General features: G+C 37.1%; 24 protein-coding genes. 16 read left to right on the plus strand and 8 right to left on the minus strand.

All coding sequences use genetic code 11. The features are described 5' to 3' along the window. Nucleotide 1: 1 nt before the first annotated feature. The 3 genes from RHP76_RS22885 to RHP76_RS22895 form a co-directional block, all read right to left on the minus strand. Nucleotides 2-1159 (minus strand): HlyD family secretion protein, encoded by a 1158-nt coding sequence (locus RHP76_RS22885; protein ID WP_311229153.1) that lies wholly within the window; start codon nt 1157-1159, stop codon nt 2-4. A gap of 5 nt (nt 1160-1164) precedes the next feature. Then, complete coding sequence (locus RHP76_RS22890) at nt 1165-1530, minus strand: DUF3302 domain-containing protein (protein ID WP_062671030.1); 366 nt, start codon at nt 1528-1530, stop codon at nt 1165-1167. A gap of 230 nt (nt 1531-1760) precedes the next feature. Further along, complete coding sequence (locus RHP76_RS22895; RefSeq protein WP_276834085.1) at nt 1761-2339, minus strand: Crp/Fnr family transcriptional regulator; 579 nt, start codon at nt 2337-2339, stop codon at nt 1761-1763. Nucleotides 2340-2488: 149 nt separating this feature from the next. Here RHP76_RS22895 and RHP76_RS22900 point away from each other — a divergent pair, with 149 nt between their 5' ends. The 8 genes from RHP76_RS22900 to RHP76_RS22935 all read left to right on the plus strand — a co-directional run bounded on the left by RHP76_RS22900 (nt 2489) and on the right by RHP76_RS22935 (nt 14878). Further along, nucleotides 2489-3484 carry an isoaspartyl peptidase/L-asparaginase family protein gene (locus tag RHP76_RS22900; RefSeq protein WP_062671028.1) on the plus strand — a complete coding sequence of 332 codons (996 nt, stop codon included), beginning with the start codon at nt 2489-2491 and terminating at the stop codon, nt 3482-3484. Nucleotides 3485-3567: 83 nt separating this feature from the next. Further along, nucleotides 3568-4122 carry a hypothetical protein gene (locus RHP76_RS22905; RefSeq protein ID WP_123278035.1) on the plus strand — a complete coding sequence of 185 codons (555 nt, stop codon included), beginning with the start codon at nt 3568-3570 and terminating at the stop codon, nt 4120-4122. 20 nt (nt 4123-4142) lie between these two features. After that, complete coding sequence (locus RHP76_RS22910) at nt 4143-4805, plus strand: copper homeostasis protein CutC (RefSeq protein ID WP_311229154.1); 663 nt, start codon at nt 4143-4145, stop codon at nt 4803-4805. 119 nt (nt 4806-4924) lie between these two features. Continuing rightward, nucleotides 4925-7393: a beta-mannosidase gene (locus tag RHP76_RS22915; RefSeq protein WP_311229155.1), complete on the plus strand. Its 2469-nt coding sequence runs from the start codon at nt 4925-4927 to the stop codon at nt 7391-7393. 192 nt (nt 7394-7585) lie between these two features. Further along, nucleotides 7586-8494: an AEC family transporter gene (locus RHP76_RS22920; protein ID WP_311229156.1), complete on the plus strand. Its 909-nt coding sequence runs from the start codon at nt 7586-7588 to the stop codon at nt 8492-8494. Nucleotides 8495-8784: 290 nt separating this feature from the next. Beyond that, a complete protein-coding gene (priA, locus tag RHP76_RS22925) occupies nt 8785-11232 on the plus strand; it encodes a replication restart helicase PriA (RefSeq protein ID WP_311229157.1) in 2448 nt (815 codons plus the stop codon). Nucleotides 11233-11393: 161 nt separating this feature from the next. Then, nucleotides 11394-12863 (plus strand): D-alanyl-D-alanine carboxypeptidase/D-alanyl-D-alanine endopeptidase, encoded by a 1470-nt coding sequence (gene dacB / locus RHP76_RS22930; protein WP_062671015.1) that lies wholly within the window; start codon nt 11394-11396, stop codon nt 12861-12863. 83 nt (nt 12864-12946) lie between these two features. After that, complete coding sequence (locus RHP76_RS22935; protein ID WP_311229158.1) at nt 12947-14878, plus strand: M1 family metallopeptidase; 1932 nt, start codon at nt 12947-12949, stop codon at nt 14876-14878. 68 nt (nt 14879-14946) lie between these two features. Here RHP76_RS22935 and RHP76_RS22940 read toward each other — a convergent pair whose 3' ends face one another. Next, nucleotides 14947-15825: a cupin-like domain-containing protein gene (locus tag RHP76_RS22940; protein ID WP_311229159.1), complete on the minus strand. Its 879-nt coding sequence runs from the start codon at nt 15823-15825 to the stop codon at nt 14947-14949. A gap of 158 nt (nt 15826-15983) precedes the next feature. On the opposite strand from RHP76_RS22940, the gene kbl reads away from it, so the two are divergent. The 5 genes from kbl to gldG all read left to right on the plus strand — a co-directional run bounded on the left by kbl (nt 15984) and on the right by gldG (nt 20839). Beyond that, nucleotides 15984-17180, plus strand: coding sequence for a glycine C-acetyltransferase (gene kbl / locus RHP76_RS22945; protein WP_062671009.1), 1197 nt, complete (start codon nt 15984-15986; stop codon nt 17178-17180). Between the two features lie 172 nt (nt 17181-17352). After that, entirely contained in the window at nt 17353-17823 is a 471-nt protein-coding gene (locus RHP76_RS22950) for a hypothetical protein (protein ID WP_120230497.1), read from the plus strand. A gap of 1 nt (nt 17824) precedes the next feature. Next, a complete protein-coding gene (locus RHP76_RS22955; protein WP_062671007.1) occupies nt 17825-18376 on the plus strand; it encodes a CopD family protein in 552 nt (183 codons plus the stop codon). 59 nt (nt 18377-18435) lie between these two features. Then, nucleotides 18436-19164: an ABC transporter permease gene (locus RHP76_RS22960; RefSeq protein ID WP_062671005.1), complete on the plus strand. Its 729-nt coding sequence runs from the start codon at nt 18436-18438 to the stop codon at nt 19162-19164. 4 nt (nt 19165-19168) lie between these two features. Further along, complete coding sequence (gldG, locus tag RHP76_RS22965; protein WP_216445013.1) at nt 19169-20839, plus strand: gliding motility-associated ABC transporter substrate-binding protein GldG; 1671 nt, start codon at nt 19169-19171, stop codon at nt 20837-20839. An 85-nt stretch (nt 20840-20924) separates the two neighbouring features. Here gldG and RHP76_RS22970 read toward each other — a convergent pair whose 3' ends face one another. From RHP76_RS22970 to RHP76_RS22980, 3 genes are all read right to left on the minus strand, one after another. Continuing rightward, nucleotides 20925-21743 (minus strand): DUF2314 domain-containing protein, encoded by an 819-nt coding sequence (locus tag RHP76_RS22970; RefSeq protein WP_062671001.1) that lies wholly within the window; start codon nt 21741-21743, stop codon nt 20925-20927. Nucleotides 21744-21779: 36 nt separating this feature from the next. Beyond that, nucleotides 21780-22418, minus strand: a complete 639-nt coding sequence (locus tag RHP76_RS22975; protein WP_216445012.1) for a hypothetical protein — start codon at nt 22416-22418, stop codon at nt 21780-21782. A 110-nt stretch (nt 22419-22528) separates the two neighbouring features. After that, nucleotides 22529-22957: a DUF4268 domain-containing protein gene (locus tag RHP76_RS22980; RefSeq protein WP_062670998.1), complete on the minus strand. Its 429-nt coding sequence runs from the start codon at nt 22955-22957 to the stop codon at nt 22529-22531. A gap of 151 nt (nt 22958-23108) precedes the next feature. Here RHP76_RS22980 and RHP76_RS22985 point away from each other — a divergent pair, with 151 nt between their 5' ends. The 3 genes from RHP76_RS22985 to RHP76_RS22995 all read left to right on the plus strand — a co-directional run bounded on the left by RHP76_RS22985 (nt 23109) and on the right by RHP76_RS22995 (nt 25064). Further along, entirely contained in the window at nt 23109-23516 is a 408-nt protein-coding gene (locus RHP76_RS22985) for an RrF2 family transcriptional regulator (RefSeq protein WP_062670996.1), read from the plus strand. A 281-nt stretch (nt 23517-23797) separates the two neighbouring features. Continuing rightward, on the plus strand, nt 23798-24685 hold the full coding sequence (locus RHP76_RS22990; protein WP_062670991.1) for a sulfite exporter TauE/SafE family protein: 888 nt from the start codon (nt 23798-23800) through the stop codon (nt 24683-24685). Between the two features lie 88 nt (nt 24686-24773). Next, nucleotides 24774-25064: a putative quinol monooxygenase gene (locus RHP76_RS22995; protein WP_277694429.1), complete on the plus strand. Its 291-nt coding sequence runs from the start codon at nt 24774-24776 to the stop codon at nt 25062-25064. A 172-nt stretch (nt 25065-25236) separates the two neighbouring features. On the opposite strand, the gene RHP76_RS23000 is transcribed toward RHP76_RS22995, so the two are convergent. Further along, nucleotides 25237-26529, minus strand: coding sequence for a T9SS type A sorting domain-containing protein (locus RHP76_RS23000; RefSeq protein ID WP_311229160.1), 1293 nt, complete (start codon nt 26527-26529; stop codon nt 25237-25239). Nucleotides 26530-26637 lie beyond the last annotated feature (108 nt).

A 26637-nucleotide genomic window follows, 5' to 3' on the forward strand; every position in this document is an offset into this window, starting at 1 on the left:
GTTAATGAAGTTTAGGAATCAGGAAGTTGATTTTACTGTTGATTCGCACCATTACTTTTCTGATAAGATGAAGAGGTTTAATATGATCAGAATAGATCACAGCCATTCCTCTTGCTCCCACTGTAAGTTGTTTCTGGTTATCTTCCAATACAAACTTGGCAATCAATTTTCCATCGGTCTCAGGTAATTGTCTTGCAGTATCAGGAAGTCCTGCCGTAGAAACATTTCCACCCAGCATTCCTCCTGCATTATTCATGATTCCCTGGCTTGTAGCATCAATTACATATTCAAGTTTAGCTTTTACCACTTTTCCAGGTTCTGTTTTAAGAGCAAGCTCTACTTCATTTCCATTTTTTACAGATTCAAGCTCGTTCTGAGCAAAAAATCCAATAACTGACTGCTGCTTCTGAATCAGAACAAATGCTGATTTGAATGGGGCCATAATAGCTCCTTCATTCAGCTGCACATTCGGAATTATCCCATCTGTTGGTGCTAAAACAACGGTCTGGGAAAGATTCCATTTTGCCTGATCCAGCTTAGCCTGAATCTCAGATACTGATGAATTTTCTCCGCCATAAGAAGCATTGGACTTTGTTTCCAAAGACTGCTGTTGTGATTGTGCAGCACTGATTCTTGACTGAAGATCGCGGACATTCGTGATCGCCTGTTCAAGATCGAACTTGTTGGCTGCTCCTGCCTGTACAAGCTCCTGATATTGCGCTACTCTTTTGTTGGCTAGATCAAGCTGAGACTGTAATGCAGAAATATTTTTTCTGGAAGCCGAAATATCTGCATCATAAGAATGTACAGTAGCTTTCATACTGCTCAGCTTAGCTTCCAGTGATTTAATTTCCTGTATATAAGGTTCCCTGTCAAGTACAAATAAAGTATCTCCCTTTTTTACTTCCTGGTTGGTACTCACATATACTTTTTTCACCTTTCCCAAAACCTGCGTAGTAATATCCACACTTCTGTTTCCCACCTTTACATCAGAGGTAATAGGGCAATAATAATTTAAACTTAATATCAAAGCGATAGATCCGAATATAGGCAATGAATATACGATTACCTGTGTGGTAAATGTCCACGGGATCAGTTTTAATTTTTTAATAAGAAGCCAGCATATTCCGGCATATATTGCAACTAGTAATTCCAGCATGTTTTTTAATTTTCGATAGGTTTTAATTCTTCTTCAGGCAAATCTGTGTTGTCTTTCTCTCTTTCAGGAGCCGTCTGGTTTCCATAGTCATAGTTGGCCCAAATTAAGGCAACCGGCCATAAAAGACCGCCAAAGATCAGAGAAAGAAGACACATACTTTTGATAGCATTCAGCTGGGGATGGTTTTTCTTTTCTGCTACTTTTTCCGGGTAAATATGAACTTTCCAGAAGAGATAAATCCCTGCAATAGGCAATACAAATAAGATAAGCCAGGATGCTCCGTCGGCTATTTTGTCTTCAACATTGCCTGTAGAGGCCTGCACAAAATTGCATGCTAATAACAGGCAGAGAATGGTGGTTATTCTTTGCATAAATTGGTATAAAATGGTAATAAAATGTTGACTTAAGAAAATACAGATTAATACCCGGATGAAAACCCGGACATTCACATACTACTCTTTTAAGATGTAAAGACTATTCTATAAGATGTATTGCTTGGAAGATGATTATATTTTTTTTCATTTGGTTTTTTTATTGGTGAAGAACAAGTTTTTAACCGGACAAAATTATACTGAACAGAATAATTAAAAATATTCTTAAGTTATTTTTTTCCTTGATTCTTTTTTTTATTGTCACGGGCAGTTATACGGGAAAGAGAATTAGGGGTAATACCCAAAAAATTGGCAATATACTTTCTGTTTGCATTTTGACACACAAACGGATGGCTGCTCAGGAAATCTTCATAGCGGGAAAGCGGAGAACTTTTGCAAAACTGTTCTGTACGTGCGGATAAGATGCTGATAATCTGCTTTAAAGATTTTAAGTACAAATTGTAAATTCCTTTATGCTGAAATGCAGTCTGCTCAAATTCGCCTTTATTAAAAAGAAAAATTTGAGAATCAATGACAGCCTGTATGGTATATTTTTTTGTGCCTTCCGGGGAATAAGATTCCGGGCTTTCCATAAAAGCAACCTCTTTTTCTGAGGGCAGAAAAGTATTGATTTCAACTCCGTTTTCATCATCAAAGAAAAATCTCAGAAGACCACCTGTCAATATAAATAAATGGTTAAATGGCTGGCCAGGCTCTAAAAGTTTTTCTTTTTTCCGAAGAAGTTTGGGAGTACTGATGCTTGCAAGGACCTGAATTTCTTCATCAGATAATTCCTTAAAGCAATCCATTCTTCTAAACGTTTTAAACATAAATATTCATTATAATAACCAATATAAAAATAAGAAAAAATAGGAAAGAAAAAATAGTGAAAAAGCCATAAGACTTTCAACGAATTTTTTTAAGATATTTGCTTTGTATTAAATAATTTTGACATACAATGAACAATAACCGAAGAAGTTTTATTAAAAAACTGGGAATTGCCACAGCAGCCCTTACCATTAATCCTTTAGATGTGATGGCCGGAAATCTGCCTGAAAGTAAAAAAATCGTCAACAAACCTATTGTACTCTCCACCTGGAATTTCGGATTAAAAGCCAACGAAGAAGCTTGGACAATCCTTGGAAAAGGAGGAAGAGCTTTGGATGCTGTAGAAAAAGGAGTCCGTCTTGTAGAATTAGATCCAAAAGAAAGAAGTGTAGGATATGGAGGACGTCCGGACAGAGACGGAAGGGTAACGCTGGATGCTTGTATCATGGATGAAAATTATAATATCGGTTCTGTAGCCTGCCTGGAATATGTTAAAAATCCTATTTCTGTAGCCAGAGCTGTCATGGAAAAGACACCACACGTTATGCTGGTTGGTGACGGAGCATTACAGTTTGCCCTTTCACAAGGTTTTAAAAAAGAAAATCTTCTCACTCCCGAATCAGAAAAAGAATGGAAAGAATGGTTAAAGACCAGCCAATATAAACCCATTGCCAATATTGAAAATCACGATACCATAGGAATGATTGCTTTGGATGCCCAAGGAAATCTTTCCGGTGCCTGTACGACGAGTGGAATGGCTTTCAAAATGCATGGCAGGGTAGGAGATTCCCCAATTATCGGAGCAGGTTTGTTTGTAGATAATGAAGTGGGAGCAGCTACAGCAACAGGTCATGGTGAAGAAGTGATAAGAACCGTGGGAACCCATCTTGTGGTTGAGTTGATGAGACAGGGCAGAAATCCACAGGAAGCCTGTAAAGAAGCTGTAGAGAGAATTGTAAAAATCAATCAGCGAAGAAATAAAAATCTGAAAGATATTCAGGTAGGTTTTATAGCCATCAATAAACAGGGAGAATATGGATCTTATTGTATTCAGGATGGATTCAACTTTGCCGTTTATGATCAGAAAGGAAACCGCCTTGAAACTCCTGAATTTGCTTTGAAATAATTAAAAATTCAATAGAAATGGGCTTCAGCCCATTTAAACAAATAAAAGATACCCATTGGCTTTAGCCAAAACATAAAACAAATATGAAAAGAACGATTATCGCTTCCTTGTTTATGATTATTGCTTGCAAGGAAGAAAAGAAGGAGATAAAAAAAGATGGTGAAATCCAGCCAATAAAAGAAAAAGTAGTTTTGCATAATGAGTCCAATGAAGCTGAAGAAGCCCAAAAATGGTTGGAAAAAAGTATTGTCCACTATTTTAAAGCTGATATTGGAAGTGAAGAAAAGAATATGCAGAAGATCACCACAAAAGATTATTTTGATTATAAAACTGATGCAACAAATGTTAATCTGGATGTAGACGGAAGTCTTACCGACAAAGAATTTCAGGATAAATGGAAGTCTAAGTTTGATACCAGTAAAGCTGGAGTCGGCATAGGATTTTTGATCTCTGCTCAGGATTGGAACAGTATTGAAGTAGAAAGTTGCGATTTGAAGTCGTCTTCAAGGGATGAATATATATTCAATGTAGTATTGAGAGATGATGGCTTCAAAGCTCAATATCCCTCTGTGATAAAAGTAGTAAAAGAAAACGGTTCTTTTCTGATTGCGGATGTATGGCAAGACGAACCGAAATAAAATTTAATAGATACAATACAATGTCAAAAATAGAAATAGCTTGTTTTAATCCTGAATCAGCAGTAATTGCTTTTGAAAATGGGGCAGACAGAATCGAATTATGTGATGGACTCAGTGAAGGTGGAACTACTCCGGATTTCGAAACCATGAAGAAGCTTCGTGAAAAAATTACGGTCCCGATTTTTGTGATGATTCGTCCAAGAGGTGGAGATTTTACCTATTCGGATTCGGAATTTGAGCAGATGAAAAATGATTTGGTTCATTTAAAATCTTTACATGCAGATGGTTTTGTATTCGGTATCCTGGATGAAAATGATGAGATTAATATAGAGCAGAATAAAGTTTTAGTCGAATTGGCAAAACCGCTTCCATGTACTTTTCACCGTGCCTTTGACCGTGCTGCAAGTCTAGAAGATTCTCTGGAAAAAGTAATCGAATGTGGTTTTACAACCATTCTTACCTCCGGTCAGAAACCGAATGTATCTGAAGGAAAAGAAAATCTTAAGAAACTTGTTGAACTTTCCAGTGGAAGAATAGAAATCCTTGTTGGAGGTGGTCTGCGTTCATCCAATATTGAAGAGATTAGAGCATTTACTCATGCGGGTTACTTCCATTCTTCAGCCATTACGGATGGTGGGGCTTTTGCCAACCCGGATGAAGTGGTTGCATTGAAGAATAAATAATATGCATTCTGGTTGTCATTCCAAGCGTAGCGGGAATCTAGACTGATAAAATAGAGATTCCTTCATTCCTCGGAATGACAAAATCGCTGGTATGATAACAATTCAAAACAAATTTATTGATGAATAAAACGATCCTTTTTGTTTTCCTTTTTATGCAGAATACCCTTTCCGCGCAGTTTTCACAAAGAAGCTTGTCTTTGGAGAACTGGCAGTTTAAAAATTCAAAAGATCAAAACTGGCTTCCTGCAAAAGTTCCGGGAACCGTTCATCTGGATTTAATGAATAACAAGGTGATTCCCGATCCTTATCACGATGAAAATGAAAAGAAAGTACAATGGGTTGAAAATGAGAACTGGGATTATCAGACCTCATTTACTATTTCACCTCATGAACTAAAGAACGACAATATTGATCTTGTTTTTAACGGTCTGGATACATTTTCAGAAATTTATCTTAATGGAAAACTGTTAAAGAAAACAGATAATATGTTCAGGAAATGGGAAATTCCGGTGAAACCATATCTGAAAACAGGAAAAAATACAGTTCAGATTAAGTTTAAATCTGCAGTGAATACCGGAAATGAATTAGCGAAAAAAATTCCGTTCACCCTACCGGAATCACCAAGAAGTTTTGTGAGAAAAGCACAATATCAGTTTGGCTGGGATTGGGGACCAAGATTGGTTACGGCAGGAATTTGGAAAGATGTTCAGCTGGAATTCTGGAATAACGCCAGAATTATAACTGTTAAAGATATTCAGAAAAGCACCTCTGGAGCTTCTACAGACTTACATTTTGACATAGAAATTTATGCTGAAAATGCAGGAGACTATACCTTAGATCTTAATAAAACCCACAGAAAAGTATCTCTGAAAAAAGGAATCAATACAGTCTCTGTTCCTTACGAAACTGGCGGAATGAAGCTTTGGCAGCCTAACGGGCGTGGTGAGGCTCATCTCTATGATTTTGAAGTAAAATTAGCTAAAGATCAGAAAAACATTGATGCTAAAAATCTCAGAATAGGATTAAGAACGGTAGAATTGGTTCAGGAAAAAGACGAAAAGGGAAAATCATTCTATTTTAAAGTGAATGGACAGCCATTATATATTAAAGGAACAAACTGGATTCCGGGAGATAGTTTTTCACCTAGGATGACCAAAGAAAAATACCAGAAACTGATCAAAGATACCAAAGATGCCCATATGAATATGATTCGTATCTGGGGCGGAGGTATTTATGAAGATGATGAATTTTACAAAGCCTGTGATGAAAACGGGATATTAGTATGGCAGGATTTTATGTTTGCGGGAAGCTTTTATCCGGCAGATGAAGCATTTTTAAACAATGTAAAAGAAGAAGTAAAAGATCAGGTGAACAGACTTCAGAATCATCCGTCCATTGCTTTGTGGTGCGGAAATAATGAAATTGATGAAGCGATTGTCAACTGGGGCTATCAGAAACAGTTTAAATATTCAAAAAATGACTCTCTTCAGGTTTGGAAAGATTATAAGAAGCTGTTTCATGAGGTAATTCCTAATGCATTAGCAGAAAATCTGAAATCGGATAAAAATATATATTGGCCAAGTTCTCCCTCCATTGGTTGGGGACATAAAGAAAGTCTTACCGAAGGAGATTCTCATTACTGGGGCGTTTGGTGGGGTGAGCAGCCTTTTGAAATTTACAACGAAAAAGTAGGGCGTTTCATGTCTGAATATGGCTTTCAGGGTACACCTAGCCTTGAAACTACAAAATCAATGTTCTCCGGAACTCCGGATTTAAGCCTTCAGAATCCAACCATTAAAGCTCACGAAAAGCACGCCCGTGGCTGGAACATCATTAATGAATATCTGAAGCGTGATTATAAAATTCCAACAGATTTTACACAATACAACTACGTTTCACAACTGTTACAGGCAAGAGGAATGCAGATTGCTATTGAAGCTCACCGCCGTGCAAAGCCTTACAATATGGGAACTTTGTATTGGCAGCTGAATGATTGCTGGCCGGTAGTTTCCTGGTCTTCCATTGATTATCTTGGAAACTGGAAAGCCTTCCATTATCAGGCGAAAAGAAGCTTTGAACCTGTTTTGGTATCAATAGCGGAAACCGAAAAAAGCTATGATGTCTATCTGATAAGCGATCTCCTGAAAGAACTGAAAACAGAGACAAAATTTGAATTGATTGATTTCAAAGGAAAAATACTTTGGAAAAGCAGTCAGTCAGATAATGTAAAAGTTGATGTAAGTAAGAAAATACGAAGTATCATTAAATCAGAACTGGGTCAGTTTGATTTGTCCGCAACTGTTTTAAAGGTCAGTTCCGAAAAAGATGCAAAATTCGAAAAGCTGTTCTTCTTTAATAAACCAAAAGATCTGAAACTCTTACAACCTGATATTAAAATCAGGAAAATATCACCCACTGAAATTGAAATTTCAACAGATAAGCTGGCTAAGGACATTTATTTAATCGGCGATACTCACTTCAGCGATAATTTCTTTGACCTGCTTCCGGGAACTTCAAAAAGAATTACCCTTTCAAAACCTTTGGAAAATATAGAGGTGATGAGTCTTTGGGAGGTGATAAAGAAGTAAAATATATTCTGAAAAAATTATTTCAAGCAGTTATGAATTTCCGGAAGGTAGATCTCCCAACCTTACAGGTTTTCAAAACCTGTAAGGTATAATACTGGAAAGTTTCATTAGAAATTCTACCGAAAAAAATATAAATTTTACCCTTCCAACTCAAAAATCAGCCGTAAATTTGCCTCATATTTTATTACAGTTATGGTAAATTTTGTTCTGATTGCAGTGTGTATCATTGCAGGAATGATATTCAAAGCAACAAAATCTATCCACCCCGATGCTCACAAAGGCATCAATACCTGGATTCTTTATCTTGCTCTTCCGGCAGTTTCGTTTAAATATCTGCCCAAAGTAAAATGGACAACAGAAATGCTGTTCCCGATTGCAGCCACATTTTTAATTTCTGTGTTCTGTTTCTTTTTTATGATGTTTTACAGTAAGAGCAGGGGATATTCAAGGCGTTCCAGAAGTACATTAGAACTGGCAAGCGGATATAGTAATACCTCTTTCATCGGATTTCCATTGATCAGTGCTTTTTATGGCGAAGGACTTTTGAGTATTGCCATTATCTGTGACCAGACCATGTTTTTTGCCCTTTCAACCCTCGGAATTATTGCTGCAGTAAAAGGAGGAAGTAAATCAGGAAAGGTGAGTGCAGCATTTATTTTAAAGAGATTAATAACATTTCCACCATTAATTGGCTGTATTTCAGCTTTGGTATTGTCTCAGTTCATTGATTTTACTGTTGCGGAACCATTTTTTGATAAGCTGGCAGCAACGGTAAGTCCGTTAGCCTTGTTTTCTGTTGGATTACAGCTGAAATTCAACGGATGGAAAAAACTGATTCCTCAAATGTCGATGTCCATGCTTTATAAATTGATTCTGGCACCCGCAATTGTTCTGGGAATGGCTCTGTTATTCGGAATAAAAGGAGATGTGGCTAAAATTACAGTATTTGAAGCAGCGATGCCAACCTTGGTTACTTCAAGTATTATTGCAGAACAGTTCAGGCTGAACTCAAAACTGACCAACCTGATCATTGGAGTCAGTATCATTGTAGGATTTATTACGTCTGCATTCTGGTATCATATTACAGAACTTCTTTTTTAGTCATTCATGAATCCTTTCTTCGATCCTTTCTGAATTTGTGGTTGTTCTTTTATCTACACACTTTGTCATTCCGCAGGAATCCAGCCTGTCATATCATTGTTTTTTGATCAATGTAATTCTAGACATTAAAAAATATCTGAATGGGTTACATTACTACGGAATGGACAAAAATAAGGAGAAAGTAAATAATTGAATGCAGTTTCAGGTTCTTGGTTAAAGATTACTAAAGAATCTCCACAAAGTTGCAGTTCTCTTAGGAAAATTCTAATTTTACACTTTAAATATTTCCCTTGCAATACGCTCAAATTGTTTTACCCCTCAACCTGAAAGGATCTTTTACTTATAAAGTTCCTCAGGAAATGATGTCTGAAATCCAGCCTGGAATGCGTGTTCTGGTACCGTTTGGCGGGAAGAAGATCTATACGGGAATCGTTTTTGAGCTTCATGATAATGCACCGGAAAACTTTGTAGCCAAGGAAGTCATCAGCATGCTGGATGATCAACCGATTCTTCCTCAGGAGCAGATTGATTTCTGGAACTGGCTTTCGGAATACTATTTGTGCAGCCTCGGAGAAATTTACAGGTTTTCGTTTCCTTCTTCTTTAAAACTGGAAAGTGAAACCTATTTAAAACTAAAACCAGGAGCCATTATAGATTTTGAAAATCTGGATGTTAATGAAATGTATCTGGTTCAGGCATTGGAAGTACGACAGCTGATCAATCTGACGGATATTGAAGCTTTTATTCCTAAAAAAGATATCATCAAAACCATCAATTCTCTTATTGACCTTCAGTATATTGAAATTGATGAGAAAATTGCTGAAAAGTATAAAGCCAAAGAAGTGGCTTACGTAAGAATTAATGATGAGGTTCTGGCCAATCAAAATCTTACGGATATTCTTTTAAAACTGAACAGAGCGCAGAAACAGAAAGATCTTTTCCTTCTTATTCTGGAAAAACAGACGGAACATCCGGATGTTCCCATCAAAAAATCTGAACTGTTTGAGGACGGTTATTTTGGAAGTTCCCACTTCAAACCTTTGGCAGACAAAGGCCTTGTGGAGGAATACTTTATGCAGAAAGACAGGATTGAAAGCTATGAAGGAGAAATCGAGGAACTTGAAGAGCTTTCCGAACAGCAGAAAATAGCAAAAGCTGAAATTGATGAAGCTTTTGAAGAAGGGAAGAATGTTCTGCTTCATGGCGTTACTTCATCAGGGAAAACCCATATCTATTTAGAGAAAATTGATGAGTGCGTCCGTGATGGAAAGAATGTTTTGTTTTTGCTTCCGGAAATTTCGCTTACCAAACAGATCACCCAGAGATTAGAAAAGAAGTATGGAAGACAGCTCGGTTTTTATCATCAAAAACTGACCGATTTTGAAAGGGTAGAAGTCTGGAGAAGAATTAAGCAGAACGACATCCGTATTCTGATCGGAACCCGTAATACTTTGTTTTTACCTTACCGGAATCTTGGGCTTATTGTGGTTGATGAAGAACATGATTCTGCGTACAGACCAAGGGAAGTTTCCCCTTATTTTAACGCTAAAGACGCTTCTCTGGTTTTAGGTAGGCTGTATAACGCAGGAGTGATTTTGGGATCAGCTACCCCTTCTGTTGAAAGCTACTACAGTGCCAGGAAAGATAAAATGAAATACGTTTTCCTGAATGAAAGATTCGGGAATGTCAATCTGCCGGAATATGAACTGATCAATTTCAAGGAAGCTCAGGAATCTAAAAAGGTTTCAGGGAACTTTTCTCTGAAGCTTATCGAAGAGATTAAGAAAACGGTGGATGAAAAGAATCAGGCAATCGTTTTACACAATCGTCGTGGCTATTCCAATGTTATAGAATGTGAAAGCTGTGGCTATGTGAACTACTGCTCTAATTGTGATGTGGTCATGACGTATCACAAAGCGGCAAATGAAATGAAATGCCACTATTGCGGGCAAAGAGCTTCAAAACCGAAAATCTGCCCGAAATGTAATTCTGAAAAGCTGAACGAAAGAGGAGTAGGTGTAGAACAGATTCATGAAGAGGTTACCAAATTGTTTCCGGAAAATGAAGTAGACAGGATGGATGTAGACTCCATGCGCAAAAAATTCGCCTACGAAAAATTGTACGAGAAGATTGAAGACGGAGAAACAGATATTATTGTAGGAACCCAAATGATTTCCAAGGGACTGGATTTTGATCATATTGAACTGGTGACAATTCCTAAAGCGGATTCCTTATTATATGTACAGGATTTCAGAGCGGAAGAAAGAGCGTATCAACTGATCACACAGGTTTCGGGAAGGGCTGGAAGAGTTTCCGGAAAAGGGAGAATCCTTATTCAGACCTTTAATCCTGATCATTCCGTATTTCAGCTGATCAAGATGAATAATCCTGCCAAGATCTATAAATATATCCTTACCGAACGCCAGAAGTTCCATTATCCGCCTTTCACTAAGCTGATCATGATTGAATTGAAACACAGAAGAGAGGATAAAGCTGATCGGGCATCACAATTTCTGGGTTCTATCCTCAGAAAATATCTTCCTGAAGAATGTGTTTTAGGTCCGGAAAGAGCACCGATTGCAAAACTGAATAACTTCTATCAGTTCCAGATTATGCTGAAGCTTCCCCGTGGGAAAAACTATGAGAAATTCAAAAACATGGTTTTGATAAGTTTGAAAGAATTTGATGAAATCACTGCGTATCAAAGCATTAAAAAAGATGTTTTTGTTGATTTTTAACAATTTTTAACAAACTTTACACTCTTTTATAACGGGGCGGTGGTCCGTTATATAACAATAATTTCTACTTTTGGACGTTGATTAAGTGTTTGGCTCTTTTACTGAATGATTTAACCTTTCATTTTTTATAGAGTCAAAACTACAGAACAAAAAGAAGATAGATGGTAAATTTCAGAAAATATATTTCAAGTGCGGCGGTGTTGGCTTCTGGTCTTTTCCTGGCTCAATCTACCGTATCTACCGTTCTTTATTCCCAGAATTATGACAATCAGAAAAGCAGTTTAAACCTGCCTTCACCCGTTACCACGATGGTGGAGAAAACTGTTTTGTCAGCAAAAGAACTGGTAGACATTAATGTAAACACAATGATGGCGGATCCTGTGCTGAAAAATGCAACCTGGGGATTCGTAGTGTATGATCCTAAAACGAAGAAGGTAATCTCTTCGTACAACGAAAATACTCCTTTAGTACCTGCTTCTACTACCAAACTGCTTACAACGGAAACAGCATTAAATATGCTGGGTGAAAACTACCGTTGGATGACTCAGCTGGAGTACTCAGGAACAATAGATGAAAATGGAGTGTTGAATGGAAATCTTTATGTAATAGGAAGCGGAGACCCTTCTTTGGGAACCAACAAAGCTGGTGCAGCATCTTATAGAGATATTATTTCAGATTTCGTAGGCGGTGTTTCAAGAGAGGGAATCAAAAAGGTAAATGGTGATATTATCATTCAGACAGCGCTTTTCAAAGGCAATATTTCAGTGCTTCCGGAAAATGTTGTATGGTTGGAAAACAATAATTATTATCTGCCTGCAGGAAGTACCCGCGATATCAACCCGGCCAACGAAAAACTGATCGTTAAAAAAGGAGGTTTCTCTACAGAAAAAAAATTCTTCTACGTTTCTCCTTACAATCATCAGATGGTGTATGCTGACAAATACGAAGGAAACGGAGTTTTAACAACCAAACTTCCTGATGCACCGGCTTATCTTGCCAACTCTTTCAGAACAACACTGGTGAAAAGCGGAATTCCTGTTACCGGAAAAGTAACTCCGAAAATGACAGATGCTGCGCCGGAAAACAGAAAAATGCTTTCAGCGTATAAATCACCTACTTTAAATGATATTATTTATTATACCAACCAGCACAGTGACAATTCATTGGCAGAAGCTTTGCTGAGAACGGTAGGATATCAGAAAATGGGTGACCAGACTTCAGAATCCGGAAGAATAGTGGTGACGAATCACCTGAAAGATGCCGGTTTTGATATGGTTGGTCTTAACTATATAGATGGAAGCGGACTATCAAGAAGTAATAACGTAACCCCGATTTCCCAGGTGAAATTTCTTACTTCTCTGATGGATCAGAAATACTACAGATCTTATCTGACTTCTTTGCCTATCGGAGGACAATCCGGAACATTGAAAAGAATGTTCAATGCAGGAGGTAACGGACAGGTTTTTGCGAAAACAGGAACTTTGAACAAAGTAAAAACATTAGCTGGTTATCTGAAAACCAATTCAGGAAAAACGTTAGTTTTTTCTTTAATGGTGAATAACTATTCCGGATCAGTAGATATGGTGAAGAAAAGAATGGAAAAAATTCTTGAACCCGCATTAGATCTTTAAAATTTTTTTATTTTATATATTATAACAGCCTTTTAATCATTGATTAAAAGGTTTTTTTTATATTTGATTAAATTTTTCTAAACATGACAAAATTGTACCTTTTGGTGTTGGGATTTCTATTTTCCCAACAGTTCTATAGCCAGAAGCAAGAACAAAACATTGATATGAAGGGACTCGTTGAAAAAGAGAAAAAATCCTTCACTCAAAAAATGAATATCGGGAATACCAATCCCAATACGCTGAATTACGACTTGCAGTATCAGAGAATGGATGTGAGCCTGGATCCTGCGGTGTATAATATTTCCGGTTCGGTAACTTCGCATTTTAAACCTAATCAAAATATGGGAAGCATTTATTTTGATCTTTCCAACTCGTTAACAGTTTCTCAGGTGAAATACCACGGAACTAACATTACAAGCTTTCAGCAGCTTCCTTCAAAAGAACTGAAAATTGATTTTCCGGCTTCCATTCCTGCCAATACACTGGACTCTCTTACCATTTATTATGCTGGAGCACCGTCCACAAGTAATGATGCATTCAAAACTGCTCTTCAGAGCGGAACTCCGGTTCTTTCTACTTTGAATGAACCTTATGGCGCCCAGGACTGGTTTCCGACAAAGCAGAGTTTAAATGATAAAATTGAAAGATTTGATTTTAAAATTACAACTCCATCAAACTACAGCGTGGCAGCCAATGGAAAACTGATGTCTGAGACTTTTCCTACCGGGGGCACTAAACTGACGTTCTGGAGAACAATGTATCCTACGCCGGCTTATCTGATAGCACTGTCGATTACCAATTTTGTTAAACTTACTGATACCATTGGAAATCCTCCGTTTCCTTTTGTCAACTATATCTATCCGTCCACAAATTCAAATGCAACAAGCATTGCGAATATCAACTGGACAAAGCAGGTAATGGATACTTTTGAAACCTATTTTGGGACTTATCCTTTCCGTAATGAAAAATACGGACACATGGAATTTATGTATGGTGGAGGAATGGAGCATCAGACCATGTCTTCCATGGGTGGATGGAGCAAGCAGCTGATTGCCCATGAGCTTACTCACCAGTGGTTTGGAGATAAAGTAACCTGTGGTGCATGGAATGATATCTGGCTGAATGAAGGTTTTGCAACTTTTGGAGAACACCTTGCCAATGAAAAACTATTGATGACCAATACAGAATTTTTGAATTACTTACAAGGTCAATCTAACTACATTACTGCAAGTACAATAGGAACTGTGTATGTCCCGGATTCCGGACTTTCCAGCATCAACAGGATATTTGACAGCAGATTGTCTTATGCTAAAGGAGGATATGTTTTGAGAATGCTGAAGTGGATTTTAGGTGATGCTGCATTTTATCAGGCACTTAAAGATTATCATGCAAGACCGAACCTTGCCTACAGCTACGCACGTACTGCTGATTTTAACGCTTCTTTGCTTCAGTCTACCGGAAAAGACTTTACAGAATTTTTCAATGACTGGGTTTATGGCGAAGGATATCCTTCTTACACCATCAAGTGGATGCAGGGCGGAAATCAAGCTTTATTTAAAGTTTCTCAGACGCAAAGCAGTGCTAACGTTAGCTTTTTTGAAATGCCTTTACCTATTAAAGTAACCGGAACTGCAGGTCAGACTGCTTATTTTGTTCTTAATAATACATCCAATAACCAAAGCTTTTTACAATCGGTAACATTCCCGATCGCAAGTGTTCAGTTTAATTATGAATACCAGATTCTTGAGAAGAACTCTACTGTTGTTCAGGATAATACATTAAGTGTTTCTTCTGTTGAGAAAGAAGAATTTGGTTTGTATCCGAACCCTTCAAAAAATGAAATTAATCTGAAAGGAATTAATAAGGCTATGGACTTTACGATTCATGCCATAGACGGAAAACTGGTAGGAAAAGGAACATATCATCCAGGTAAAGCGATTGGAATAGCAGAATTGGTTCCGGGAGCTTATTTCATTACGATTGATGAAAAGAATATTAAATTTATCAAACATTAAAATGAAAAACGGTAAAGTATGAATGATTACTTTTACCAAAATCAATCAAAATATCACAAAAGAAGCTTTCAGATTTGAAAGCTTCTTTGTTTTCTTGCTGCTCTGGCTCCCCTTTTTCTGGCTGTTTTCACTTTATACTCAAACCATTTTTCTTTGAACACTTTTCTCATGAGATTATCAAAATGTCTGGTAATGACCAGATTTTTAAATCCACGCCATTTTTCAAGGGCACTTGACGGCAGCGCTCTTACTGATATCGAATAACCTTCCGTATCATATTGAATATAATGCCACCAGCCGGAAGGAATATAAAGGGTTTCGCCAGGATGAATGACAGCTTCATAACCATTTAAATAAAGTAGCGCCGGATATTTTCTGTAATCTGGATTTTTAATTTGAGCCAGACTGTGGAAGTTGTAGGGGAGTTTATACATAAAATCAGACTGTTCCCACGGGAAGAGCCAGATTCTTTTGATTCCCTGAAATTGGGTGATAAAAACATGGGACATGTCAATATCAATATGATTTCTGGTGACAGAACCTTCTCCTCCAAAAAACATAAATGGCAGCCATTTCAGTATTTTACCATTCGTTACATCATTGTAGATGAGATCATTCTTCAATTCAGGTTTTATTTTTAATAAATTAAATAAGAAAAGCCTGTGTTCAGTGGGAGCAGATTGGATGAGATCCAGATATTCTGAAAATGTAGTCTGTGCAATAGGATCACTGGCTACCCTGTCCAGGGAATCAAGCTCACTGCCGTAGATATTCACCCTATGATCTCCTGCAATTTCTTTGAAATACTCATAATTCCACTTTTTGAAAGCTGGACTCTCCGGATGCACAAAGTCCTCAATAATAACCGGAACTCCCGGCTTCATATGGTTATTGATAAAGGTTCCTGAACTGATCATCTTTATTTTTTGTACCGGCTTTAATCTCATGCATTAAAATTTTAAACAAATATAAATATTATCCTACTAAATTTGTAGACTAATAATGTTAAAACTGAAATCTATATTCATTTTTTAGAATTAAGCATATAAAAGGTTTTATTTTACTGCCTTTTTAGTAAATTAGCACATCTAAAAAATTACTAAAAATGATCTCTGAAAAATACCTTCAACATTTACAGAACGAACTTCAGAATATTGAGAATGACGGACTTTACAAAAGAGAAAGAATTATCACTTCTCAGCAGAGCGCAGAAATAGAAGCAAACGGAAAAAAGCTTTTGAACTTCTGTGCGAACAATTATCTGGGATTATCCAACCATCCGGAAGTGATGAAAGCTTCTCAGGAAATGATCCAATCTCACGGATACGGAATGTCTTCTGTACGTTTTATCTGCGGAACACAGGATATTCACAAGGATTTGGAGAAAAAAATTGCTGATTTCTTAGGTCTTGAGGATACTATTCTTTACGCAGCAGCATTTGATGCCAACGGAGGTGTTTTTGAGCCATTGTTTACAGAAGAAGATGCTATTATTTCAGATGAGCTGAATCACGCATCAATCATTGATGGTGTTCGTTTGTGTAAAGCAGCGAGATACAGATATAAAAACAATAATATGGCTGATCTGGAAGCTCAGTTGATTGCAGCTTCTGAAAAAAATCACCGTTTTAAAATCATCGTTACGGACGGAGTATTTTCAATGGACGGTATCGTAGCAGACTTAAAAGGAGTTTGTGACCTTGCCGATAAATATGATGCCTTGGTAATGGTAGATGATTCTCACGCAACAGGTTTCATCGGAAAAACAGGTCGTGGAACTCACGAAGCTAATGAAGTAATGGGTAGAGTAGACATCATTACTTCTACTTTAGGAAAAGCTTTAGGAGGAGCTTTAGGAGGATTTACTTCCGGTAAAAAAGAGATCATTGATATGCTGAGACAGCGTTCAAGGCCTTATTTATTCTCCAACTCTCTGGCACCGGGTATCGTAGGAGCTGCTTTGAAAGTATTGGATATGATTTCTGATGATACTTCTCTCCGTGATAAAGTAATGGAAAATGCAGAATATTTCAGAACGGAAATGAAAGCAAAAGGTTTTGATATTCCTGATGGAGATGCTGCCATTGTTCCGGTAATGCTTTACGATGCACCACTTTCTCAGAAAATGGCTGAAAAGCTTATGGATGAAGGCATCTACGTTATCGGATTCTTCTATCCTGTGGTACCGAAAGGAAAAGCAAGAATCAGAGTGCAGTTATCAGCTGCTCACACCAGAGAACATCTGGATAAAGCGATTGCTGCTTTTGAAAAGGTTGGAAAAGAATTAGGAGTGATCTCTTAATCGTTGAATGAGTAACAGCAATGAAAATATAATGTTCGGCTCGGGCAGCTTTGCTGCCCCGAGCCGAACTATTTTTTATATAAAATCTATTTTACTTATATTTTCCTGATCAAAAGAAATTTATTTTTAAGAATTAGATAAAAACTTATCTTTGTGCCTGATTAAAATTGATATGTTTTTAAGGTCCAAATATCAGGTTGTCTTTTCGAAGCCAAAAAAAGCAATACTATCTAACATTGAAGAAAGTATATTTAAGAGCTTTCCTGATTATAATGGCAAAAAATTTAAAGGTGAAGTAACTGATGATGGATTTGAAGTAAAAGTGATGGGGAATGAATACTTGTCTTTTATAGGAAAATTTGTTTCAGACAAAAATAATGAAGAGCTTCTTAAAGTATCCATTGGAGTTAAATATTTTGATGTACTCATTCTTGTTCTTCTTTTAGGGATTTTTGTTCCTTTTTATACGGATGAAAATTCTGGAACCACGTATGGAATTATATTGATCTCTCTTGGGCTGGCTATTTTTATGGGATATTCTTATTACAATAATGTAAAGGATATGAAAAAGATTTTTTTTGATGTACTGAAGAATTTCGACCAGGACTGTAAAATTATTTCTATCAATAAATTTATTTATTAAAATGCTTTATACAATAATCAAAGCGCTGCACATTATTTTTATGGTAAGCTACTTTGCGGGAATTTTTTACCTCGTGAGGATTTTCGTATACTATAAAGATACCGATGAATTTCCGGAAGAAAAAAAGAAAATTCTGAGAGAGCAGTACACTTTTATGGCCAGAAGGCTGTGGAATATTATCACCGTTCCTGCGGGGATAATCATGGCAGTTTGCGGATTGGTCATGATCTTTTTAAATACCGGGCTGATGAAAATGCCGTGGTTTCATTTGAAACTGACCTTCCTGATCGGGCTTGCCATCTACCATTACTGGTGCTGGAAAAAAGTCCTTCATTTAAAAGAATTACATGGAGATACACTGCCGATTGCCAATATCAAACTGAGACAGGCGAATGAAATTGCAACGTTCATTCTGTTTCTGGTGGTATTTACCGTTATATTAAAATCAATGGTGATCGAATACTGGTGGCAATTAATTGCAGGATTTTTCGTTCTTGTATTTCTGATTATGATGACAGTGAAACTGGTTAATAAAAATAAAAAAAACAAATAATTGTACAGTAGGGCGTATGTCTTGAAACATGCATCCTTTCTACATCTTACAAAAAAACTATGATTGCAATTTTAAAGAAAGAACTTTGGAGTTACTTTGGAAACTGGAGTGCATGGGTGATCATTGCCGCTTTCAGTTTGATAGCGACTCTTTTTCTGTTCTTTTTCGACAACGATTCTAATATTTTTGAGATTGGAATGGCCTCATTGCAGAGCTATTTCGTATTGGTTCCATGGCTGTTAATGTTTATCATCCCCGCCCTTTCCATGAAAACTTTTGCGGAAGAACAGCAAACCGGAACATTAAACTGGCTTTTCTCACAACCGTTAAAAGTTTCAGAACTGGTAACAGGTAAATTCCTTTCCGTATGGATTGTAGGAATTTTATGTCTTATTCCATCATTAATTTATCTTTATACGGTATATGTTTTGGGAGTTCCTGCAGGAAATATTGATCTGGGAATGACTTTCGGAAGCTATATCGGACTGATTATCTTAATTGCAGCATTTTCAGCAGTGGGAATTCTTGCTTCCTCTCTCTCTCAGAATCAGATTATGGCTTATCTGCTGGGTGTTTTCATGTGCTTTATTATGTATTTTGGAATTGAACAGCTGGCGAGCTATAAACTATTGGGAGGTGCAGATTTTATCCTGCAGAATATTGGCTTCTATCAGCATTTCTTAGGCTTCACAAGAGGACTTATTGATGCTAAAGATGTGGCGTATTTTGTACTTGTCATCGGCGCTTCATTAGTATTGGCTAATCATTTTATTAACAAAAAGAAGTAGAAGTATGAAGAAGTTCAATGCTAAATCTCCACTGGGAATTTTCTTAATTGCAATTGTTCCTTTGGTTATTATCCTGACCTATTCGGGAATCAGATTAGACTTAACAAAAGAAAAAAGATATACCCTTTCTGATAACACCATCAAAGTACTGGAGTCTGTTAAAAAGCCTCTGACGGTAGAAGTGTATCTGGAAGGTGACTTTCCGGCAAGTTTCAAACAGCTGCAAAGCGAAACGAAATTCATGCTGGAAGAATTCAGAAAAATTAATCCGAAGATTGATTTTAAATTCATCGATCCGATTAAAACAAAAATGTCTCAGGACACTTTGATGGCCATGGGAATGCAGCCGTCTATTCTTCCGGATGTAAAAGACGGGAAAATCTCACAGATCACGCTTTTCCCTTACGCTGTGATTAAATATGGAAATGACGGGGTTTCTATTCCTTTAGTGGTTCAGCAGGCCGGAATTGATGCCGATCAGCAGCTGACAAGATCGATTGAAGGACTGGAGTACAATCTTGTTTCCAATATTAAAAATATTGCAGCTGCCAAGAGAAAGAAAATCGGGATTCTTGTCAACCACGATGAATTGAATCCGGATGAATTCCAGGGATTTGTACAATTGGCAATGGAAAACTATGATGCAGGACCTATAATTCCTAAAAATCAGACTGAACTTTCACTGGAAGATGTTCCGCTATTAAAGCAGATGAGTGCTTTGGTGATTGCAAAACCAAGAAAAGCTTTTACAGATAATGAAAAAGTAATTCTGGACCAGTACATCATGAACGGAGGGAAAACCCTTTGGATGATTGATGCCGTAAATGCTGAAATGGATACGCTGACAAGATCCAAAAAAGTAATGCCTTTCCCTGTCGATATCAATATGACAGACTTCTTTTTTAATTACGGGCTGAGAATCAATCCCGCGTTGGTAAAAGACGTTAAAAAGTTTGCCCTGTTAAGGCTGGTTACAGGAGAAGTGAGTGGAAATCCTCAGTACACAAGCTTACCCTGGCCTTATTATCCGCTTGGAATTGCCGAAAATAATAATCCGGTTACAAAGAATATCAACCCTGTAAAATTTGAATTCCCGACTTCTATTGATACTTTAGGAGGAAGAAAGAATATCAAAACAAAAGTCCTTTTCGAATCGAGTGAAAGAACTTTATTGAAACAGGTTCCCAATTATGTGGATCTGAAGGAAATTGCAAGCGTAGACAGTCTTGGACAAATGGAGAAACCAAGTACACCGAAGATCTTCGCTGTTGCATTGGAAGGAAAATTCAATTCTGCCTATGCATCGAGAATTGAGAGAAAATCGTACCCTGGATTCAAAACCTCCAGCCCGGAAAACAAAATGATCGTGATTGCAGACGGAGATGTAGGAAGGAACAAAGTAATCAAAGGAAAACCACTTCCATTAGGGGTAGATCTGTTAACGAACGAACAGTTTGGAAACGAACAGTTTCTGAGAAATGCTTTAGATTATCTTCTTGATGACAGCAATCTGATGGAACTGAGAAACAGAAACATTGAAGAAAGACTTCTCGACAGGCAAAGAATCACTGAAGAGAAATCGACCTGGCAGTGGATCAATTTACTGCTTCCACTGGCTATTATCGGTCTTATCGGAGGACTGTTCTTCTGGCTAAGGAAAAAGAAATTTGGATAAAACATAAAAAATTCCGGAAGAAAATCTTCCGGAATTTTTATTTTGACAACTTTATTATTGAGTTGTAACCATCTTAATTAATAATTTACCCTTCCAATACAGGAATAAGGTGTTCCCAGTTCAGCTGTTTTGCATAATCCAAAGCTGTTTTTCCTTTTTTAGACTGGATATTTTTATCCGCTCCGGCTTCTAAAGCAACTTTTACAGTGGTTAGATTCCCGGCAATGGTTTCTTTGTGAAGAAGCGTCAGTCCGTCTTCATCGGTTTGGGTAAGTTCATCCGGATATTGTTGTAAAAACTTTGCAAATTCTTCCTTCATATTTTTACTCATCGGATGTTCAATAAGATTTTCCGGATTTTCTTTCTGGTTATTCACAACGAGGATATCATTAAAGTCTCCGAAATCCAGCTGCCAGGCATTATCGTGTTCTTTTCTTTCTGCATCAGACATGTCAGCACGCATTTTCTGGATGGTAAACCCTCCGTAAGCTTTCGGAAGTGGAGAAGATGATGATGAAAATAGCTTGGAAAGTCCCTTGGGTTTTTGTACACTCGGAGTGATGGCAAAAAGCCAGTCGCTGATATTGCTTAAAGGGATTTCCACATAATCACCCACCTGGATGCTTTTAAGGCTGTTAGGTTCATTAATCAAATATCCTCTCACGTGATCTCCGTCAAAGAATATTTCATTAATCCACATATGTTCTACCAGGCTTTCTCCGGTTTCTTCATCCTGTTCTTCAAAAGCCGTTTTAACGCACGATACATTAAGTCCGGGAATGATTCTTCTGTATTCCCAGGACTGTTCGCGCCAGAAATACTTAAAGGTTTCCTGAGCTTTTCTGTAAGCTTTAATCATTTCCGGATCATTTCCGTCTGCAAAAAAAATTGGGTTCTCTTCCATTTAATAATCGGGTTGTGGTGTGTTAAAGAATATAGATTACTGCTGATAGGCTTCTTTTGGGAGTAAGGCAGCTGTTTTGTAATAGCTGATGTCGCTAGGGATCTGTGCCTGAAGGTTGTGGAAAGTGTCATAATCATAATGAATCCAGTTTTCTTCATTGTCCGGGTCGGGTGTTTTATCTACAGCCAGTTCCAGTTTTCCGTCTTCCTGATAGCTGCATTCTATGGCAGCATATTTTTCACCGCTTTCGTCGTTGGTATACCAGCATTTTATGGTTCTTTCAAGCTGTGGTTGATGGGTTTCGTTATCGATAACCTGTGAACAGATAAAATTTTCAGGATCTTCTGTTTTAAAAACAGTTTTAGAAATTAAAGGCAGTTCATCTACGGATAAGGAATACAATTTATTGGTAGAAATAATAAAGCCCTCGGTGGTTTCTTTTTTTTCAATATCAAAAAAGTCAGACTTTTCTTTAAGATAATTGACTACCTGAGTTTCGTCTTCTTCGTCACTTAAAAAATAATTGATGTTATAAACACTGTCTTCGTTAATAAATTCAATTTCTTTCAGGAAATCGGAACCTTCCTCATAATAATACAGATGATATTCGCTCAGCTTCACAGCATTACTTTTGGAGATGATCTCTCCAAAAATGTTTTTGTACACTTTTCTCATTTTTAATCATGTTAGTTTGTTTCATCTATTAGTTTAAGTGGTAGGGCAAAGATAAGTTTTCTTTTTTATCTTAACCTGAAGTGTAAAGTAGTATTTATTTCGTAAGTATTCTATATATCCTTTATAAAATCCTCATATTCGTAGTAAAACCTTTCAAAACCGTCCATTTTGTCCACAAAGAATTCAAAAATTTCTTGCCAGGTGTTTTTGTTAAAAATAGAAACATTATGTTTTTCAACCCATATCCTGCTGATGACCTTACCGTTTTCAAGGGTGAAATATTCTTCTTTCTGAAAATCTCCAATAAAATCTTTTAAAATATCTTCCAAAGACCAGATCTTCTCGTAATAAGCGTTTCGGAAGATTTCATCTTTCATTTCGATATCCAGAGAAACTTCTGCTTTTTTGTTGTCGGCAGAAAATTTAAATGCCATGTCCTTGATTTTGGTATCATAAAGAATCCATTTTCTGGGAAATGATCTTCCAAAAGCTGTCCAAAATTCCTTTTTTAATTGCTGTGCCTCTTGTTTACTGAACATAGCGCAAACATAATGATTTAATAGGAGAAAGGCAAAAGTGTGGTACCTAAAACCGTAAAATTACGGATAGACAAGCTTACCTTTTTATTCGTTTATTATTCCTGTTTTCAGGTTTTTTCAAATATTAAACAATTTTCGTATTTTTGCTCTAATGCTTTCAAAAAAATCTCAATATGCGTTTAAGGCGCTTTCATATCTTGTAGAAAAAAGAAATGAAGGCCCGATTCTTATTTCTGAAATTGCGGAACATAAAAAGATTCCTTTAAAGTTTTTGGAAAACATCCTTCTTGAACTGAAAAAAGCGGAAATTCTCGACAGTAAAAAAGGAAAGGGTGGAGGATACTTTTTCAAAGAAAGTCCGGAAAATGTGAAACTGGCAAAGATCATCCGTCTTGTAAACGGCCCTATTGCAATGCTTCCCTGTGTAAGTCTCAATTTTTATGAAAAATGTGATGACTGCAATGAAGATCACTGCGGGCTTCATGATGTCCTGATAGAAGTTCGCGATGCCTCTCTGAATATTCTGGAAAGTAAAACTTTAATGGATCTGGTAGATTAACCTGATCCTTTTTTTTGAATTAATAGTCTACTTGTTTTGTAGGATAAATATTTTATCAGATATTTGCACTACTTCAAATGAATAAACTATGATTTCAAAAGAAGAGGTAACCGAATTACAAAAGCTTACACCCTCTATTACCGCAGTGCATTCCGTGGCTGCATGTATTATATCCGGAAATATTTCCTCGCACAGAACTACAGAGAACATCACAACTTTAAATGCCTCAGTTGTCAATGACGCCCCGATGCTGAAGGAGTATGGATTAAAACACTTGTAATATGGTGATTTCAAGAAAAATTCAGGTAAGGTTGAATGTCCTTTTGGTGACGGCTGCTATTATATCCATTGCTGTTTTTTCCATGTACGAACTCGGATATCTGGAAGAACTGCAGACCATTCTGGCAAAAGATAATTATATTTTTTACTGGATGCTTCTGGTAGGTGTTTTTGCTGAAATTGTTGCAGGTTCCATGGGAATGGGATATGGTGTTATTTGTACTACAACCCTTATGCTGCTCAATATTCCACCGCATATTGTAAGCGCAAGTATTCATTCTGCGGAAAGTTTTACCACCGCCGCAGGAAGTCTCAGCCACATTAAATTGAAAAATGTAAGCAAAAGTCTGGTGAAAAAGCTCGCCATTCCGGCTGTTATTGGTGCTGTTATTGGTGCAGTATGTCTTACTTATCTGGGAGAGTATTATGCGAAGATCACGAAAACACTCATTGCTTTTTACACTTTATACCTCGGATTCCAGATTCTATCAAATGCATTTAAAGAAAAACAAAGCAAAGCCCTGAAAAGAAAAACCAATCTGACCAGGCTGGGTGTGATAGGAGGCTTTATAGATTCCTTTGCAGGAGGAGGCTGGGGACCTTTGGTAACCGGAACACTCATTAAAAATGCTTTCACTCCAAGATTTGCCGTAGGAAGCTCTACAGTGGCCAAATTTATTCTTACCATCACGGCTGCCGTTACCTTTTTCTTTACCCTGGGAATCCAGCACTGGAATATCATTCTCGGGCTTTTGATCGGAGGAATTGTGACCGCTCCTTTTTCAGCAATGCTTACTGCCAGGCTTCCTGTGAAGAAAATGTTTGTGATTATCGGAACTCTGGTGATTGTGATGAGTTCTATAACTATTTATAAATCAGTTTTTAATTAAAAATTACACTTGGTGTGGAAAAATAAAAGGGCTAAAAAGATATTTGGCTTTGAAAATATTTTACTTTTACATCACTAAATATTAGAACATGAATTTACATATCATTGCACTTTTTAAGTTTAATGAAAATTATCTGATGGACGCTGTAGAGCTGTTTCAGAAACTTGTGAAAGAAACAAGAAAAGAAGAAGGCTGTCTGCAGTACGATCTTATTGAAGATAAAGATAATAAAGGAAATTTCTTCCTGATCGAGCTTTGGGAAAGTGTTGAGCATCACAACAGGCATAATGGGCAGGATCACCTTTTAGATTTCCGTAAAGATGCTTCCAAAATTATGGAGAGCTCAGCAGAGGTTTATAAAGGATTTAAAATATATTAATGGTATTGAAGGGTTTAAAGATTTAAAAATTTAATGATTTAAAGAAGAATCTTATATAACTATTTGTTTTATATATTTTTAAGTTCTTTAATGAAGAAAAAATAAAAGGCGGTTTCAACAATCTGAAACCGCCTTTTTATTAGAAAAAATAGAAAGTATTAAAATAGAAAGTTTATTTCACGATAAGCTTTTTCGTCTCCGAATGACCACCGTAAGTAATTTTTACAAGGTAATTTCCTGATGGAAGTGTAGAAAGGTTCAGGTCCTGCTTGTAGAATCCTGCCTGGTTTGTAAGTTCATCCGAATATACCTTTTTCCCGGTAAGGTCATACACTTCTACATTCCCTTTGTTGCTTGTTTTTTCTTTAACATCAAAAAGAACCGTTACTTTTTTATCCGCAGTAGCTGGATTAGGATAAATACCGAATGATGCTTTTTTTCCAACTTCAGTTATCCCTAACGTTTCCGTGATCTTTTTGTATTTGAAATACATATTTCCTGTACTGGCACCACCATTGGTTGTGAAGTACATTCTGTAGTAATCATTTCCTTTTTTGACGTAGTAGACCACATCATTTTTCACTGTCCCGATCCCTTTCCATGAATGTCCTACTGTGGTAATAGCAGATGAGAAACTTGCATTAGCAGGAATTGCATACGATGCTGTTTGCTGTGTTTCAGGCTGAACCATTGCCACTTTTACGTTCGGACTTTGAATCGCTCCGGAAAGCGGGTACATCTGTACACCCATATAGAATGTGTAATATTTGGTGAATACGAAATCCCATGCCGTTCTGGAAGGCTCAAGATTGGGAACTTTTTCTCCGGTATCAAATGAGAAATAGTTGAAATATGAATCATCTGTTCCATTGGCGATGGTTCTGGTTTCTGTAGCTCCCCATGAAGTCCCGTTCCATTTTGAATATCTGAAGGTATATCCTGCAAAAGCATCTTCAATGGCAAACTTGATATAGGTTCCTGAAGCATATTTTAAAACAAAAATTGCTTTCCCCTGAATGTGGTGGTTCACCGGGTTATAAACGCCCCAGCCGGTTGAAGGAATATTGGGGTTTGGAGAGGTTACTGGTCCCTGTTCAAAAGCGCCCTGGCTCCAGTCAGTGGTCTGGTCCGGATTATAAAGAGGATCGCCCCATGAAGCTTCATTGCTGATGCTGATGTTATCCCAGTCTGCTAAGTTGGTTGATACAGTGAATACTTCAATATCTTTAGCATCATTGACTCTTGATCCGAACGCATAGTTTGAGTTCCTATAAAAAGCAATATCCCACGTATTGGCTGGCTGAGAAACCATATTACCATCTGCAAGGTTCACAAACACGCGGTTTTGATATCCGCTTCCCATGGTCATATTGACCTGTGAATATCCCAACGCGTCAGTCTGCGCCAAAACAGTCTGCTGAACAGACAGTGCCAGTACTGATGCCAATAATAGTTTTGTTTTCATAATTTATTTTTTAAATCCTTATTTAGAATGATTCCACAAAATTATATAATTATTTTTAATCAGTCTAAATAAAAACATGATTTTTATCGTGTTTTTATTTTAATCACT

The organism is Chryseobacterium sp. SG20098 (genome assembly GCF_031844745.1).
Taxonomy (GTDB): Bacteria; Bacteroidota; Bacteroidia; order Flavobacteriales; family Weeksellaceae; genus Chryseobacterium; species Chryseobacterium cucumeris.

What these genes read in the sequence shown, in the direction of transcription:
- RHP76_RS22970 (WP_062671001.1), bottom strand. Translation starts at nt 21,743, where the DNA reads ATGGAAGAGAACCCAATTTTTTTTGCAGACGGAAATGATCCGGAAATG.
- RHP76_RS22935 (WP_311229158.1), top strand. Translation starts at nt 12,947, where the DNA reads ATGACAAAATTGTACCTTTTGGTGTTGGGATTTCTATTTTCCCAACAG.
- RHP76_RS22885 (WP_311229153.1), bottom strand. Translation starts at nt 1,159, where the DNA reads ATGCTGGAATTACTAGTTGCAATATATGCCGGAATATGCTGGCTTCTT.
- RHP76_RS22905 (WP_123278035.1), top strand. Translation starts at nt 3,568, where the DNA reads ATGAAAAGAACGATTATCGCTTCCTTGTTTATGATTATTGCTTGCAAG.
- RHP76_RS22900 (WP_062671028.1), top strand. Translation starts at nt 2,489, where the DNA reads ATGAACAATAACCGAAGAAGTTTTATTAAAAAACTGGGAATTGCCACA.
- kbl (WP_062671009.1), top strand. Translation starts at nt 15,984, where the DNA reads ATGATCTCTGAAAAATACCTTCAACATTTACAGAACGAACTTCAGAAT.
- RHP76_RS22890 (WP_062671030.1), bottom strand. Translation starts at nt 1,530, where the DNA reads ATGCAAAGAATAACCACCATTCTCTGCCTGTTATTAGCATGCAATTTT.
- RHP76_RS22980 (WP_062670998.1), bottom strand. Translation starts at nt 22,957, where the DNA reads ATGTTCAGTAAACAAGAGGCACAGCAATTAAAAAAGGAATTTTGGACA.
- RHP76_RS22910 (WP_311229154.1), top strand. Translation starts at nt 4,143, where the DNA reads ATGTCAAAAATAGAAATAGCTTGTTTTAATCCTGAATCAGCAGTAATT.
- RHP76_RS22950 (WP_120230497.1), top strand. Translation starts at nt 17,353, where the DNA reads ATGTTTTTAAGGTCCAAATATCAGGTTGTCTTTTCGAAGCCAAAAAAA.
- RHP76_RS22985 (WP_062670996.1), top strand. Translation starts at nt 23,109, where the DNA reads ATGCTTTCAAAAAAATCTCAATATGCGTTTAAGGCGCTTTCATATCTT.
- RHP76_RS22940 (WP_311229159.1), bottom strand. Translation starts at nt 15,825, where the DNA reads ATGAGATTAAAGCCGGTACAAAAAATAAAGATGATCAGTTCAGGAACC.
- RHP76_RS22955 (WP_062671007.1), top strand. Translation starts at nt 17,825, where the DNA reads ATGCTTTATACAATAATCAAAGCGCTGCACATTATTTTTATGGTAAGC.
- RHP76_RS22895 (WP_276834085.1), bottom strand. Translation starts at nt 2,339, where the DNA reads ATGGATTGCTTTAAGGAATTATCTGATGAAGAAATTCAGGTCCTTGCA.
- RHP76_RS22915 (WP_311229155.1), top strand. Translation starts at nt 4,925, where the DNA reads ATGAATAAAACGATCCTTTTTGTTTTCCTTTTTATGCAGAATACCCTT.
- gldG (WP_216445013.1), top strand. Translation starts at nt 19,169, where the DNA reads ATGAAGAAGTTCAATGCTAAATCTCCACTGGGAATTTTCTTAATTGCA.
- RHP76_RS22960 (WP_062671005.1), top strand. Translation starts at nt 18,436, where the DNA reads ATGATTGCAATTTTAAAGAAAGAACTTTGGAGTTACTTTGGAAACTGG.
- RHP76_RS22995 (WP_277694429.1), top strand. Translation starts at nt 24,774, where the DNA reads ATGAATTTACATATCATTGCACTTTTTAAGTTTAATGAAAATTATCTG.
- RHP76_RS22990 (WP_062670991.1), top strand. Translation starts at nt 23,798, where the DNA reads ATGGTGATTTCAAGAAAAATTCAGGTAAGGTTGAATGTCCTTTTGGTG.
- dacB (WP_062671015.1), top strand. Translation starts at nt 11,394, where the DNA reads ATGGTAAATTTCAGAAAATATATTTCAAGTGCGGCGGTGTTGGCTTCT.
- RHP76_RS22975 (WP_216445012.1), bottom strand. Translation starts at nt 22,418, where the DNA reads ATGAGAAAAGTGTACAAAAACATTTTTGGAGAGATCATCTCCAAAAGT.
- RHP76_RS22920 (WP_311229156.1), top strand. Translation starts at nt 7,586, where the DNA reads ATGGTAAATTTTGTTCTGATTGCAGTGTGTATCATTGCAGGAATGATA.
- RHP76_RS23000 (WP_311229160.1), bottom strand. Translation starts at nt 26,529, where the DNA reads ATGAAAACAAAACTATTATTGGCATCAGTACTGGCACTGTCTGTTCAG.